This is a genomic window from Pseudomonas phenolilytica (genome assembly GCF_021432765.1).
GTDB classification, from domain to species: Bacteria; Pseudomonadota; Gammaproteobacteria; order Pseudomonadales; family Pseudomonadaceae; genus Stutzerimonas; species Stutzerimonas phenolilytica.
Genome location: NZ_CP058908.1, coordinates 953621 through 967358, shown reverse-complemented (window position 1 = coordinate 967358; position 13738 = coordinate 953621). Strand labels below are relative to the sequence as shown.

Annotated in this window: 13 protein-coding genes; 9 read left to right on the top strand and 4 right to left on the bottom strand. The window is 67.5% G+C overall.

The window, feature by feature from the left end:
- The first annotated feature begins 149 nt into the window (after positions 1–149).
- Entirely contained in the window at positions 150–842 is a 693-nt protein-coding gene (locus HU825_RS04575) for a cytochrome b/b6 domain-containing protein (protein WP_234302998.1), read from the top strand.
- A gap of 43 nt (positions 843–885) precedes the next feature.
- Here HU825_RS04575 and HU825_RS04570 read toward each other — a convergent pair whose 3' ends face one another.
- Positions 886–1338 (bottom strand): c-type cytochrome, encoded by a 453-nt coding sequence (locus HU825_RS04570; protein WP_234303370.1) that lies wholly within the window; start codon positions 1336–1338, stop codon positions 886–888.
- Positions 1339–1651: 313 nt separating this feature from the next.
- Here HU825_RS04570 and gabD point away from each other — a divergent pair, with 313 nt between their 5' ends.
- The 5 genes from gabD (at position 1652) to HU825_RS04545 (ending at position 9127) form a co-directional block, all read left to right on the top strand.
- Complete coding sequence (gene gabD / locus HU825_RS04565) at positions 1652–3100, top strand: NADP-dependent succinate-semialdehyde dehydrogenase (protein WP_234302997.1); 1449 nt, start codon at positions 1652–1654, stop codon at positions 3098–3100.
- A 154-nt stretch (positions 3101–3254) separates the two neighbouring features.
- Positions 3255–4460: an HDOD domain-containing protein gene (locus tag HU825_RS04560; RefSeq protein ID WP_234302996.1), complete on the top strand. Its 1206-nt coding sequence runs from the start codon at positions 3255–3257 to the stop codon at positions 4458–4460.
- Positions 4461–4661: 201 nt separating this feature from the next.
- Positions 4662–6779, top strand: coding sequence for a 3-hydroxyacyl-CoA dehydrogenase NAD-binding domain-containing protein (locus tag HU825_RS04555; protein WP_234302995.1), 2118 nt, complete (start codon positions 4662–4664; stop codon positions 6777–6779).
- A complete protein-coding gene (locus HU825_RS04550; protein WP_234302994.1) occupies positions 6776–7972 on the top strand; it encodes an acyl-CoA dehydrogenase family protein in 1197 nt (398 codons plus the stop codon). Before HU825_RS04555 ends, HU825_RS04550 begins: the two co-directional genes overlap by 4 nt.
- Positions 7973–7984: 12 nt before the next feature.
- Positions 7985–9127, top strand: a complete 1143-nt coding sequence (locus tag HU825_RS04545; RefSeq protein WP_234302993.1) for an acyl-CoA dehydrogenase family protein — start codon at positions 7985–7987, stop codon at positions 9125–9127.
- Between the two features lie 106 nt (positions 9128–9233).
- On the opposite strand, the gene HU825_RS04540 is transcribed toward HU825_RS04545, so the two are convergent.
- Entirely contained in the window at positions 9234–10100 is an 867-nt protein-coding gene (locus tag HU825_RS04540; RefSeq protein WP_077682315.1) for an alpha/beta hydrolase family protein, read from the bottom strand.
- 85 nt (positions 10101–10185) lie between these two features.
- Between HU825_RS04540 and HU825_RS04535 the strand changes: the two genes are divergently transcribed.
- Positions 10186–10764, top strand: a complete 579-nt coding sequence (locus tag HU825_RS04535; RefSeq protein ID WP_043295080.1) for a TetR/AcrR family transcriptional regulator — start codon at positions 10186–10188, stop codon at positions 10762–10764.
- Positions 10765–10792: 28 nt separating this feature from the next.
- Here the strand turns inward: HU825_RS04535 and HU825_RS04530 are convergent, their stop codons facing one another.
- Positions 10793–11578 carry an IclR family transcriptional regulator gene (locus HU825_RS04530; protein ID WP_156715751.1) on the bottom strand — a complete coding sequence of 262 codons (786 nt, stop codon included), beginning with the start codon at positions 11576–11578 and terminating at the stop codon, positions 10793–10795.
- 343 nt (positions 11579–11921) lie between these two features.
- Here HU825_RS04530 and rpmB point away from each other — a divergent pair, with 343 nt between their 5' ends.
- On the top strand, positions 11922–12158 hold the full coding sequence (rpmB, locus tag HU825_RS04525; RefSeq protein WP_003290799.1) for a 50S ribosomal protein L28: 237 nt from the start codon (positions 11922–11924) through the stop codon (positions 12156–12158).
- 10 nt (positions 12159–12168) lie between these two features.
- Positions 12169–12324 (top strand): 50S ribosomal protein L33, encoded by a 156-nt coding sequence (gene rpmG / locus HU825_RS04520; protein ID WP_014854577.1) that lies wholly within the window; start codon positions 12169–12171, stop codon positions 12322–12324.
- Between the two features lie 61 nt (positions 12325–12385).
- On the opposite strand, the gene HU825_RS04515 is transcribed toward rpmG, so the two are convergent.
- Positions 12386–13711, bottom strand: a complete 1326-nt coding sequence (locus HU825_RS04515) for an omega-aminotransferase AptA (RefSeq protein ID WP_054093876.1) — start codon at positions 13709–13711, stop codon at positions 12386–12388.
- Positions 13712–13738 lie beyond the last annotated feature (27 nt).

The following is a 13738-nucleotide window of genomic DNA, read 5'->3' as shown; positions in this document are numbered from 1 at the left end:
TCCTCCGCAGGCGTCCATGCCGGCCGGGGCGCCGTTGTCGGCGCGACGCAGTGCGACCGCCGGACGGCTGCCGGCGCTGCGGACGGCTGTTACCCTTGCGACCGCACGGCCGCGCCGGCCGTGCCTGTTCGGATTGCTGAGGGGGGAACGTGGGTCATATCAAACTATGGGATGCGCCACTGCGGATCTTTCACTGGCTGTTCGCCGCGTCGGTAACGGCCGCCATCGTCACCGGCTGGATCGGCGGCAACCTGATGGTCTGGCACGGCCGTCTCGGTCTGCTGGTGTTGGGGTTGCTGGTGTTCCGCCTGCTGTGGGGCTTCGTCGGTTCCACCTATGCGCGCTGGTCGCGGATTCTTGCAGCGACGCTCGGCGTGCGTGACTACCTGCAGGACAACTGGCGCGAGGCCGGGCACAACCCGCTCGGCGCGTTCTCGGTGCTGGCGATGCTGGGGCTGGTCGGCTTCCAGGTGGCCAGCGGACTGCTGGCGACCGACGACATCGCCCTCCAGGGGCCGCTCTATGCGCTGGTCGACAGCGCGACCAGCGATTGGCTGAGCGGCCTGCATCGCCAGGCCAAGTGGCTGCTGCTGGCGCTGATCGGATTGCACCTGACGGCGATCGGCTGGTATGGCCTGGTCCGGCGCAAGCCGCTGGTGCGCGCGATGATCGCCGGGCGCGCCCGGCGCGAGCATCCCGCGCAGCAGGATGCCCGCGGTGGCTCGCTGCTGGCGGCCGCGCTGGCGGTTATCGTGGCGCTGGGGAGCGTATGGGCGGTGCAGACGGTGGCGGAGCGGATGAAGCCGGCACCCGCGGCGGCGGCGCCCAGTCTGGACTGGTAGGAGGCACGGCCGGTCGCGGCAGGCGACCGGCAGGCCGGAGCGCTTATTCGGCGCGGAATTTGTCGTGGCAGGATTTGCAGCTTCCGCCGACGTCACCGAAGGCCTTCTTGATCGCGGCCTGATCGCCTTCAGCGGCAACCTTGGCGAGCTGGTTGGCGGCGGTGGTGAAGTTGCGGCCAATGCGACCGGCTTCGTCGAGGTTCTGGAAGAACTCCGGCTTCAGGCGGGTCTTGTCGCCGAGCTGCGCGGTGGTGGTGTCCGGGCTGTAGAGGCTGCCCATGCCGGAGTTGGCGATGGCGGCGATGGCGTTGGCGGCGGCGGCGACCTTGGCCTGGTCGTAGGACTCCTCGCCGTCGACCACCTGGGCCTTGATCTTGCCCATGTTCCACGACATGAACTGGTAGCCGGCCTGGCGGGTTTCGACCATTTCTTCCGGTTTCAACTGCGCCTGCGCGGCGGTGCTGAGCAGCAGAACGGCAGTCGCGACGCCTGTCATCAATGCTTTCACGAATAGCTCCATTTATCGGTCAACGGGATGCGGCGGCCTGGCCGCCGGCGCGTGACTATACCGCGCAGGGTGGCCGGCAATGGGTAACAAGGCGTAACAGACGCGCCCGTGCATCAGACCGGTCAATGGCAGGACAACGCCGCGCGCCATGAACTTGCCGGCCGGCTGGCCGCGGTCCTAGCATGACCATTCGCAGTAACGAAGCGGCAGGAACCGGACGCCCGAGGACGGTTCAGATCATCGTCGCGTTAGCCAAACTTTCCGCAGCGGGCCTGCCGCTACGATGTCCGAGGAGACCGCCATGCAACTCAAAGACCCCGCGCTGTTCCGCCAGCAGGCCTATATCGATGGCGCCTGGCTGGATGCCGACAGCGGCCAGACCATCAGCGTGAACAACCCGGCCACCGGCGAGACGCTCGGCACGGTGCCGAAGATGGGCGCCGCCGAGACCCGCCGCGCCATCGACGCCGCCGAGCGCGCGCTGCCGGCCTGGCGCGAGCTGACCGCCAAGGAACGCGCGCAGAAGCTGCGCCGCTGGTTCGAGCTGCTGATGGAGAACCAGGACGATCTCGGTCGTCTGATGACGCTGGAGCAGGGCAAGCCGCTGGCCGAGGCCAAGGGCGAGATCGCCTACGCCGCCTCCTTCATCGAGTGGTTCGCCGAGGAAGCCAAGCGCATCTACGGCGACACCATTCCCGGCCATCAGAAGGACAAGCGCATCATCGTCATCAAGCAGCCGATCGGCGTGACCGCGGCGATCACCCCGTGGAATTTCCCCTCGGCGATGATCACCCGCAAGGCCGGCCCGGCGCTGGCCGCTGGCTGCACCATGGTGATCAAGCCGGCTTCGCAGACGCCGTTCTCGGCGCTGGCGCTGGTCGCGCTGGCCGAGCGTGCGGGCATTCCCAAGGGCGTGCTCAGCGTGGTGACCGGCTCGGCCAGTGACATCGGCAACGAGCTGACCGCCAACCCCAAGGTGCGCAAGATTTCCTTCACCGGCTCCACCGAAGTCGGCGCCAAGCTGATGGAGCAGTGCGCGCCGGGGATCAAGAAGGTCTCCCTGGAGCTGGGCGGCAATGCGCCGTTCATCGTCTTCGACGATGCCGACCTCGACGAGGCGGTGAAGGGCGCCATGCAGTCCAAGTACCGCAACGCCGGGCAGACCTGTGTGTGCGTCAACCGCATCTACGTGCAGGACGGCGTGTATGACGCCTTCGCCGAGAAATTCCAGGCGGCGGTGGCCAAGCTGCGGGTCGGCAACGGCCTGGAGGAGGGCACCGACGTCGGCCCGCTGATCGACGACCGCGCCGCCGCCAAGGTGCGCGAGCACATCGAGGATGCCGTCGCCCAGGGCGCGCGGCTGGTAGCCGGTGGGCAGGCGCATTCGCTGGGCGGCAGCTATTTCGAGCCGAGCGTGCTGGTCGATGTGCCGGACAGCGCCAAGGTGGCCAAGGAAGAGACCTTCGGCCCGCTGGCGCCGCTGTTCCGCTTCAAGGACGAGGCCGAGGTGATCGCCAAGGCGAACGACACCGAGTTCGGCCTGGCTTCCTACTTCTACGCCCGCGATCTGGGCCGGGTGTTCCGCGTCGCCGAGGCGCTGGAGTACGGCATGGTCGGCATCAACACCGGACTGATCTCCACCGAAGTGGCGCCGTTCGGCGGGGTGAAGTCGTCCGGCCTCGGCCGCGAAGGCTCCAAGTACGGCATCGAGGACTACCTGGAGATCAAGTACCTCTGCATGGCGCTCTGAGGCCTGCGACAGCCGGTCCCGGTCACGGGGCTGGCACTTTGCTATCCGTCGGGTCAGAATCGCCGCCCGCAGCCTGTCGTTGCCTGTCATCGGCGTCGCGCTGCGGCTGTCCGTCCGCTTGCTAGGCTGGCAGTGTCTTCCAGCGAGCAGCGCAGTGAGCATCTCGGCCCAAGTTTCCTTTGTCCTCGTCGCCTACAACGAGCCCTGGCGGGCGGATCAGCTGTGCCAGCTGGTGCGTGCGTTGCGTCCGGGCACGCGCGTGGTGCCGGTGGGTGATGGTCATGCGGCGCTGGCGACCTGCAAGCGCCAGGTGCCGAGTCTGCTGATCATCGATGGCGAACTCGATGGCCTCGACGGCCGCCAGCTGCTGCGCGAGCTGCGCCGGCACGGGCCGACCCAGCGGCTGCCGTGCGTGCTGATCAGCGCGCGCACCGATACCGCCAGCGTGCGCACCGTGCTGCCGCTGGCGCCGGCGGCCTATCTCGGCAAGCCCTACGACCTCGACGACTTGCGCCTGCGCCTGGACCGGCTGCTGCCGCGCTCGGCCGGTGGCGGCGTGGCGGCCGTGGCCGCGCCGGACAGCCTGGAAAACTTCCTCGAACGCATGCGCCAGCACAACCGCGGCGCACCGCTGCAGCAGCCGCTGCTGCAGGCCCTGCAGCGTCTGCAGGGTGGCGATCAGGACCCCGGCGAGCTGGCCGAGCTGCTGGCGCGCGATCCGCAAGCCACCGCGCGGCTGATCAGCCTCGCCAACGCCAGCGACACGCAGCAGACGGCGCCCTGCCTGAGTCTGGCGCAGGCGCAGCAGCGACTGGGCGCCCTGCGCAGTCAGCAACTGGTGACCGAGCTGGCGCTGCAGCACAACGCCTGGCTGGCCGAGCCGCGGCTGGCCGAGCTGACCGCGCAACTCGGTGCCCAGGCGCTGCGCACCGCGCGCCTGGCCAGCTGGCTGGCGCACCAGCTCGGGCTCGACGAGGCGCTGTGCTACACCGCCGGCCTGCTGCAGAACCTCGGCGAACTGACGCTGCTGCGCAGCCTGCAGGAGTGGCTCGACAGCGGTGGCGAGCTGGACGAGACGGCCGTGCAACGCAGCCTGCGCGAACGTGCCGCGGGCTTCGGTTCGGCGTTGCGCGCGCACTGGCGCCTGCCGCTGGAGCTGCGCCAGGTGATCAGCGCCTACTATGCACTGGGCGCCGGCGTGCTGCGCCGCGAGGCGCTGGTCCTCAATCTCGCACGCCTGCTGCTCGAACTGCCGGCCGAGGCCGATGCGAGCCGTCTGGCGGACGAACGCAGCGTTCGCCTGCTGCGCCTCGACCCCGCGCTGCTGGCCCGCGCGCCCCGCCACGCCATTCAGGGCTGAGTACGCGGCGCTGCTGTGATGCCTTATTCAGTGGGTCAATAACGCTCGTCTTGCCGTCGTCGAGCCGCCACGGCGCGCGGCCAGACGGCTATTTTCTCTCGGTTGCGCGTGCTATCGACACGAGTAAATGACTCGCATATTCTGCAGTGCGAAACATGATTCCGTGAAATAACAAATCCAATCAGCACAGCGGAGGCCAGCATGACGGACGTCGTACGGCTCGAACGACTGGGCGCCATCGCGCTCGTCACGGTCAACAACCCACCGGTCAATGCGCTCGGCGTGGCGGTCCGTCAGGGGCTGCTGCACGCCCTGCGCGCGGCCGAGGCGGACGCCGAGGTGCGCGCGGTGGCGCTGGTCTGCGCCGGCGACACCTTCTTCGCCGGCGCCGATATCAAGGAGTTCGGCCAGCCGCCGCAGGCACCGGGGCTACCGGAGGTCATCGCGGCCATCGAGGCCTGCGCCAAGCCCTGGGTTGCGGCGATCCACGGCACGGCGTTGGGCGGCGGGCTCGAAGTGGCGCTGGGCTGCCATTACCGCATCGCCCGCGCGGATGCCAGGGTCGGCCTGCCGGAAGTGAAGCTCGGCCTGCTGCCCGGCGCCGGCGGTACCCAGCGGTTGCCGCGGCTGGCCGGCGTGGCCAAGGCGCTGGAGATGATCGTCGGTGGCCAGCCGATCGGCGCGGCCGAGGCGCAGGAGCATCGCATCGTCGATGAACTGTTCGACGGTGACCCGCGCGCGGCCGCGCTGGCCTACGCGCAGCGGCTGCTCGACGAGGGCCGCGGCCCGCGCCGCACCGGTGAGCTGAGCGTTCCCGGCACCGACAGCGCCGAGCTGATCGCCGCCCGGCACGCCGAGGTGGCCAAGCGCACGCCCGGCCTGTTCGCACCGCTGCGCTGCATCGCCGCGGTGGATGCCGCGACCCGTTTGCCGCTCGCCGAAGGGCTCGAGCGCGAGCGTCAGCTGTTCCTCGAATGCCTGCATTCGCCGCAGCGCGCGGCACTGGTGCATGCCTTCTTCGCCGAACGCCAGGCTAGCAAGATTGCCGATCTGCCGGCCGCGACCCGCCCGCGGGAGATCGCCACGGCGGCGGTGATCGGCGGCGGCACCATGGGCGTCGGCATCGCCCTGTGCTTCGCCAACGCCGGCGTGCCGGTGAAGCTGCTGGAGGTCGGCGAGGAAGCGTTGCAGCGTGCGCTGCAACGCGCCCGCGACACCTGTGCCGTAAGTGTCCGGCGCGGCAGCCTGAGCGAGTCGGAGATGGAGCGGCGTCTGGCGCTGATCGCGGGCGTCACCGATTACGCCGCGCTGGCCGAGGTCGATCTGGTGGTCGAGGCGGTGTTCGAGGACATGGCCGTCAAGCAGCAGGTCTTCGAGCGGCTCGATGCGGTATGCAAGCCCGGCGCGATCCTCGCCTCGAATACCTCGTCGCTGGACCTCAACCAGATCGCCGCCTTCACCCGGCGCCCCGAGGACGTGGTCGGCCTGCACTTCTTCAGCCCGGCCAACGTCATGCGCCTGCTGGAAGTGGTGCGCGGCGCGCGGACCAGCCACGCGGTGCTGGCCACCGCGATGGCCATCGGCAAGCGCCTGAAGAAGGTCGCGGTGGTGGTCGGCGTCTGCGACGGCTTCGTCGGCAACCGCATGCTGTTCCAGTACGGCCGCGAGGCGGAATTCCTGCTGGAGGAAGGTGCCACGCCGCAGCAGGTCGACGGCGCGCTACGCACGTTCGGCATGGCCATGGGGCCGTTCGCCGTGCGCGACCTGTCGGGCCTGGACATCGGCCAGGCGATCCGCAAGCGCCAGCGCGCGATCCTGCCGGCGCACCTGACGTTCCCGACGGTGGCCGACCGCCTCTGTGCCGCCGGCATGCTCGGGCAGAAGACCGGCGTCGGCTACTACCGCTACGAGCCCGGCAACCGCACGCCGCTGGAGAATCCCGAACTCGCGCCGATGCTGGAAGCCGCGTCGCGGGAAAAAGGCATCGAGCGAAAGGCGCTGGATGAGCAGTACATCGTCGAGCGCTGCATCTTCGCGCTGGTCAACGAGGGCGCCAAGATTCTCGAGGAAGGCATCGCCCAGCGCTCCAGCGACATCGATCTCATCTACCTCAACGGCTATGGCTTCCCGGCCTGGCGCGGCGGGCCGATGTTCTATGCCGACAGCGTCGGCCTGGACAAGGTGCTGGCCACGGTGAAGGAACTGCACGCACGTTGCGGCGACTGGTGGAAACCGGCACCGCTGCTGGAAAAGCTGGCCGCCGAGGGGCGGACCTTTTCGGGCTGGCAGCCCGCGCATCACTCAGGAGAACAGGCATGAACGTCAACTACACGGCCGAAGAGCTCGCCTTCCGCGACGAAGTGCGCGCCTTCCTGAAAAGCGAGCTGCCGGCGGATATCGCCGCCAAGGTCAAGCTCGGCAAGCACATGTCCAAGGAAGATCACCAGCGCTGGCAGCAGATCCTGGTCAAGCGCGGCTGGTATGCGCCGGGCTGGCCGGTGGAGCTGGGCGGCACCAGCTGGGGCCCGGTGGAAAAGCACATCTTCGACGAGGAGTGCGCCGCCTTCGGGGCGCCGCGTACCGTGCCCTTCGGCGTCAACATGGTCGCCCCGGTGATCATCAAGTTCGGCACCCAGCAGCAGATCGACCACTACCTGCCGCGCATCCTCTCCGGCGAGGACTGGTGGTGCCAGGGCTATTCCGAGCCCGGTGCCGGTTCCGACCTGGCCAGCCTCAAGACCCGCGCCGTGCGTGATGGCGACCACTACGTGGTCAACGGCCAGAAGACCTGGACCACCCTCGGTCAGCACGCCAACATGATCTTCTGCCTGGTGCGCACCGACCCCGAGGCCCAGCAGCAGCGCGGCATCAGCTTCCTGCTGATCGATATGAAGAGCCCGGGCATCAGTGTGCGGCCGATCATCACCCTGGACGGCGACCACGAGGTCAACGAGGTCTTCTTCGACAATGTCCGCGTGCCGGTGGAAAACCTTGTCGGTGAGGAAAACCAGGGTTGGACCTGCGCCAAGTACCTGCTGACCCATGAGCGCACGGGCCTGGCCGGCATCGGCTCGTCCAAGGCGGTGCTGGCGCACCTCAAGCGCATCGCCATGAAGGAAGTCTGCGACGGCAGGCCGATGCTCGAAGACCCGCTGTTCCGCGCTCAGGTCGCCGAGGTCGAGATGCAGCTGATGGCCATCGAGATGAGCACCCTGCGCATTCTCGCGGCGGCGAAGGAGGGTGGCGTACCCGGCGCCGAGTCGTCGATCCTCAAGATCAAGGGCACCGAGATCCGTCAGGCGATCACTCACCTCTTGCGCAAGGTCATCGGCCCCTACGCGTTGCCGTTCCTCGAAGAGGAGCTGCAGCTGGACTACGACGGTGAGCTCTTGCACGCCGACTACAGCGCGTCGCTGGCCGGCGACTACTTCAACATGCGCAAGCTGTCGATCTTCGGCGGCTCCAACGAAATCCAGAAGAACATCGTCTCGAAGATGATTCTCGAGCTGTAAGGGGGCAACGCCATGGACTTCAAACTGACCGAAGAGCAGCAGATGCTGCAAGACACCGCGGCGCGTCTGGTGCGTGACGCCTACCCGTTCGAACAGCGCGAGAAGTTCAGCGAGTCCGAGCTGGGCTTTTCCGCCGAATTCTGGTCGCAGCTGGGTGAGCTGGGCCTGACCGCGGTGCCGTTCTCCGAGGACATCGGCGGCTTTGGTGGTAGCGGCGTGGAAACCATGCTGGTGATGACCGAGCTGGGTCGCGGCCTGACGCTGGAGCCGTATCTGCAATCGGTGATCCTCGCCGGTGGCCTGATCAACCAGCTCGGTTCCGGCGCGCAGAAGCAGGACCTGCTGCCGCAGGTCGCCGCCGGTTCGCTGCAACTGGCGGTCGCCTTCGACGAACCGCAGAGCCACTACAACCTCCACGACGTACAGACCAAAGCGGAGGCGGTCGATGGCGGCTATCGGCTCTCCGGACGCAAGGCCGTGGTCATCGGCGGTCACAGCGCCGGGCAGATCATCGTCTCCGCGCGCACTTCCGGTGACAGCCGCGACGAAGCCGGCATCAGCCTGTTCCTTATCGATCCGAGCGCCCAGGGCGTCAGTCGTCGGGTCTACCCGACCATCGACGGGCGTAAGGGCTGCGACTTGTTCCTCGACAACGTGCAGGTGGGTGCCGAGGCGCTGCTTGGCGAGCTGGGTAATGTCTTGTCCGCGATGCGCTACCAGCAGGGCCGCGCCATCGCCGCGCAGTGCGCCGATGCGCTGGGCAGCATGCAGGAAGCCTGCAAGCTGACCCTCGACTACCTGAAGACGCGCAAGCAGTTCGGCGTGCCGATCGGCAAGTTCCAGGTTCTGCAGCACCGCATGGTGGACATGCAGACCGAGCTGGAACAGGCCACCAGCATGGCGATTCTCGCCGCGACCTTTGCCGATGGCGAAGACACCGATGAGCGCCGTCGCGTGCTTGCCGCGGCCAAGTACATCTGCACCCGCGCGGCGCGCAAGATCGCCGAGGAGGCCATCCAGCTGCACGGTGGCATCGGCATGACCTGGGAATACAACCTCGCCCATCACGCCAAGCGCCTGGTGATGATCGCCCACCAGTTCGGTGACGACGATCATCACCTGAAGGCCTATGCGAAGTTGCTGCAGGTGGCCTGAAGGCGGCGGCCGGCCGTAGGGTGGAAAACGCCGAAGGCTTTTCCACCGATCTACACCGAGCCGGTGGAAAATCGCGGTGCGAGTTTTCCACCCTACGCCCGGCGAATCAGGCCCGCGTCAGCGCCGGCAGCAGGTGCGGCTCCCACAGCGCTTCGCGTAGCGCCGGACGGAAAAAACCGAAGTGGCCGATGCGCTCCACGCCGACATCGCGCGGCGCGATGCGGTGCATGGTCTTCGGCGCCGAGCGGTAGAAGCCGTGCAGTGAGGCAGTGTTCTGCGCCGACATCATCTCGTCGTCGCTGAACGAGAGCGACACCAGCGGCGTCGTCACGGCGTTGAAGGCGCGCTGCATCGGCTCGCCCTCGGCGCCCACCAGGTACTCCGGATGCAGGCACCAGCGTCGCCACTGGCGGATCACCCCGGCCGGCAGGTCGCCGACTGCGCCGATGCGCTTGCCCGGGAAGTAGCCGAACAGTGACGTCAGCACCGGCGCCAGGCCGTGCCACAGCAGCCAGGCCTGCCGGCGGATCTGCGGGCTGTTGTCGCGCCAGTAACCGCTACCGGCAGCGACGGTGATGATCCGCGCGATGCGCTGGTGTCCTTCCACCAGTGGCAGGATCTGCGCGCCCAGGCTATGGCCCAGCCAGAACAGCGGCAGATCGCCGGCGGCCGCCGCGACCGCATCGAGCACCGCGCTGCCATCATCGCGGCCCCAATCACTCACGTTCACCTCCAGCTCGCGTAGCGAGCCGGGCAGCGATTCACCGATGCCCAGGTAGTCGAAGGTGACGGTCAGATAGCCGCGCTCGGCCAGCCAGCTGGCGAAGTCACGGTAGAAGCGCTGCGGCACGCCGATGGCCGGCGCGATCAGCACGGCACCCAGCGGCTCGCCGCGCGGCGCGTACCAGCGGCTGGCCAGCGGGCGACCCTTGCGGTTTTCCAGGGTGCGTGGCTGGAATTCGGGTGCGGTCATTGTTGTTCTCCGAGGCGACGGGTGCGTGGCAGTATAGGGCGTTCGGAAAATTGTTCTAGAAAATTATTCTAGTATCGGAGCGCGCATGGCCCGCAGCAGTCGCAAGCAGGAGATCCTCCAGGCCGCCCTGGCCTGTTTCACCGAATCCGGGGTCGACGGCACCACCATCGAGATGATCCGCGATCGCTCCGGCGCCAGCATCGGCAGCCTCTATCACCACTTCGGCAACCGCGAGCGGATCATCGCCGCGCTCTATCTGGAGGGCATCGGCGAGTACGCCGCGCTGCTGGAAGCGGGACTGATCGACACGCTGGACGCCGAGGCCTGCGTGAAGCTGTTCGTCACCAGCTATATCGACTGGGTGGTGGCCAACCCGGACTGGGCGCGCTTTGTCCTGCACAACCGCGGACGGGTGGAGGCCGGCGAGCTGGGCGACCAGCTGCGCGAGGTCAACCGCAGCCATGGCGAGCGGATCGGCGCGGTGCTGCGCAGGCATCGCGAGGCCGGCGCGTTCAAGGCGATTCCCGGCGAGTGCTTCGTCTCGGTGGTGATCGGCCCGGCGCAGGACATGGCGCGCAACTGGCTGGCCGGGCGCAGCAAACGCCCGCTGGCCGATCATCGCGACCTGCTGGCGCAGATCGCCTGGGACAGCGTGCGCGCCTAGCGCCGGCTGGTGGGCCGGTCGAGCGGGGTCAGGCGCCCAGACTCTCGATATCCCGCGCGAGCATCTCCAGCTGGCGGGCCAGCGAGGTGCGCAGGGTGTCTTCGGTCAGTTGGAAGGACGGCGCTCCGCAGGTCAGCGCCATGATGCTGCCGTCGGCCAGGCGCAGCGGCACGCCGGCAGCCATGACATTGCGGTCCCAGTCGCCGAGCGAGAGGCAGAAGCCGTGCTGCTCGAACTCCGCGAAGGAGCTCAGCAGCGAGGCGTGCATGGCGGGCCAGCCGTCGCCGTACTTGGCGGCCAGCGCGGCGAACAGGTGTTCGCGCTCCTGTTCCGGCGTGGCGGCGAGAAAGGCGCGGCCGGCGGCGGTGGTCGCCAGCGGCAGGCGCACGCCGGCATCCATGCGCAGGGTGGTGACGTCGGCCGGGCGGCAGTTCTCGACATAGATCATCGACAGCCGGTCGCGGCAGGTCAGGCCGACCGTGGTGTTGGTGCGCCGGGCGAACTCGTCCATGTACGGCTTGGCCAGCTGGCGCACGCGCAGGTTGGAGACGTAGGCGTAGCCGAGCGCCAGCACGCCGGAGTCCAGCTGATACTTCTCCAGCTGCTGCGAGTAGCTGAGGTAGCCGAGCCGGGTCAGCGTGTAGGTCAGGCGGGAGACCGTGGGCTTGGGCAGCCCGGTAATGCGCGCGATGTCCTGGTTGCCCAGCACCACCGAGCCGTGGGTGAATGCGCGCAACACCTCCAGCCCACGCGAGAGGGCCTCGACGAACTTGCGGTCCTTGGGCTGGCTGGAATCGTCGGCGGCGTCGATCATGGTGGGCTCGTGCGGCGGCTGAACAGTGGGTGGCGAACGATAGCAGATCGTCCGGGCGCCGCACCCTGTCCTCGGCCTGCATATAGAGGCAGGCAGGGCATGGAATGGCGCTTCCGTTGCAGCCCGTTCCGTCCATCGCAGCCAGGCCGGAAAAACCATCCCGCGCTTGTTGCTCGGGGGGCTTTCTGATATAAAGCAGCGCTCTTTTCTAGGGGCCCGGTATCTTTGTGCGCAACGTGACCGGTAAGACCCCCATGAAACGTGGCGCTGAGCGCCGAACTGACAAGTGAATTCAAGCGGCCAACCCATGCCGGGTTGGGCATGTGGTTTAGAGGGCTGAGGCATGTCGAGAGTCTGTCAAGTTACCGGTAAGGGTCCGGTAACCGGGAACAACATTTCCCACGCGAACAACAAAACCCGTCGTCGTTTCCTGCCGAACCTGCAGCATCACCGCTTCTGGGTCGAGTCCGAGAAGCGCTTCGTGCGTCTGCGCGTTTCCGCCAAGGGCATGCGCGTCATCGATAAGCGTGGCATCGACGCCGTTCTGGCCGAGCTGCGCGCCCGCGGCGAAAAGGTTTAAGGAGAAAATCATGCGTGACCTGATCCGTTTGGTGTCCAGCGCCGGTACCGGCCACTTCTACACCACCGACAAGAACAAGCGCACCACCCCCGACAAGATCGAGATCAAGAAGTACGATCCGGTCGTGCGTAAGCACGTGATCTACAAGGAAGCCAAGATCAAGTAATTGATCGGCCCTTGAAGAAAAACCCGCCTTTCGGCGGGTTTTTTCATTTCCGGGCCGGGGTTTATCCGGCCGTACGGATGGCATCGGCGAAGCGCGCGATCATCGCGTCGATCTGCGGCTTGTCGACGATCAGCGCCGGCGACAGCGCGATGGTGTCGCCGCTGGCGCGCACCAGCAGACCGTTCTCGAAGCTCTGGCGGAACACCTCGTAGGCACGCTTGCCGACGCCGTCGGCATGGGGGGCGAACTGCAGGCCGCCAACCAGCCCGACGGTGCGGATGTCGATCACGTTGGGCAGGCTGCGCAGGCTGAACAGCGCGTCCTGCCAGTAGTCTTCCAGCGCGATGGCCTTCTCGAACAGCTGCTCGTTGCGGTAGATCTCCAGGGTCGCCAGCGCTGCGGCGCAGGCCACCGGGTGGCCGGAGTAGGTGTAGCCGTGGAAGAACTCGATGGCGCTTTCCGGGCCGCTCATGAAGGCCTCGAACAGGTGATCGGCGACGCACACCGCGCCCATCGGCACCGCGCCGTTGGTCAGGCCCTTGGCGCAGGTGAGGATGTCCGGCGTGACGCCCCAGCGTTCGGCGGCGAAGGCCTTGCCGACGCGACCGAAGCCGGTGATCACCTCGTCGAAGATCAGCAGGATGCCGTGTTTGGCGGTGATCTCGCGCAGACGCTGCAGGTAACCCAGCGGCGGCAGGATCACCCCGGCCGAGCCGGACATCGGTTCGACGATCACCGCGGCGATGTTTTCCGCGCCATGCAGCGTCACCAGCCGCTCCAGTTCGTCGGCGCGCTCGACGCCATACTGCGGCAGGCCGCGACTGAAGGCGTTGCGCTGCAGATCGAGGGTATGCGGCAGGTGATCGACGCCCGGTAGCAGGGCACCGAAGGCGCGGCGATTGTTCGGCATGCCGCCGACCGAAATGCCACCGAAACCGACGCCGTGATAGGCCAGCTCACGGCCGATCAGGCGGGTGCGGGTGCCCTGGCCGATGGCGCGCTGGTAGGCCAGGGCGACCTTCAGCGCGGTATCCACCGATTCAGAGCCGGAGTTGGTGAAGAACACCCGGTTCAGCCCCGGTGGGGTGATGCGGCTGAGTTGCTCGGCCAGCTCGAATGGCAGCGGATGCCCCATCTGGAAGGTCGGTGCGAAGTCCATCTTGGCGATCTGCCGGCTCACCGCTTCGCTGATCTCGCGCCGGCCGTGACCGGCGTTGCAGCACCACAGCCCGGCGGTGCCGTCGAGGATCTGGCGGCCGTCGCTGGCGGTGTAATACAGCCCCTCGGCGCTCTCCAGCAGTCGCGGGCCCGCCTTGAACTGGCGATTGGCGGTGAAGGGCATCCAGAAGTGCTCGGGCGATGCGGTCGGATGAAGATCGTTGGCCATGACGGGCTCCGGCAGAGGCGACAGTGC

What these genes read in the sequence shown, in the direction of transcription:
- HU825_RS04515 (WP_054093876.1), bottom strand. Translation starts at nt 13,711, where the DNA reads ATGGCCAACGATCTTCATCCGACCGCATCGCCCGAGCACTTCTGGATG.
- HU825_RS04545 (WP_234302993.1), top strand. Translation starts at nt 7,985, where the DNA reads ATGGACTTCAAACTGACCGAAGAGCAGCAGATGCTGCAAGACACCGCG.
- HU825_RS04555 (WP_234302995.1), top strand. Translation starts at nt 4,662, where the DNA reads ATGACGGACGTCGTACGGCTCGAACGACTGGGCGCCATCGCGCTCGTC.
- HU825_RS04550 (WP_234302994.1), top strand. Translation starts at nt 6,776, where the DNA reads ATGAACGTCAACTACACGGCCGAAGAGCTCGCCTTCCGCGACGAAGTG.
- rpmG (WP_014854577.1), top strand. Translation starts at nt 12,169, where the DNA reads ATGCGTGACCTGATCCGTTTGGTGTCCAGCGCCGGTACCGGCCACTTC.
- HU825_RS04530 (WP_156715751.1), bottom strand. Translation starts at nt 11,578, where the DNA reads ATGATCGACGCCGCCGACGATTCCAGCCAGCCCAAGGACCGCAAGTTC.
- rpmB (WP_003290799.1), top strand. Translation starts at nt 11,922, where the DNA reads ATGTCGAGAGTCTGTCAAGTTACCGGTAAGGGTCCGGTAACCGGGAAC.
- HU825_RS04535 (WP_043295080.1), top strand. Translation starts at nt 10,186, where the DNA reads ATGGCCCGCAGCAGTCGCAAGCAGGAGATCCTCCAGGCCGCCCTGGCC.
- HU825_RS04540 (WP_077682315.1), bottom strand. Translation starts at nt 10,100, where the DNA reads ATGACCGCACCCGAATTCCAGCCACGCACCCTGGAAAACCGCAAGGGT.
- HU825_RS04570 (WP_234303370.1), bottom strand. Translation starts at nt 1,338, where the DNA reads ATGACAGGCGTCGCGACTGCCGTTCTGCTGCTCAGCACCGCCGCGCAG.
- gabD (WP_234302997.1), top strand. Translation starts at nt 1,652, where the DNA reads ATGCAACTCAAAGACCCCGCGCTGTTCCGCCAGCAGGCCTATATCGAT.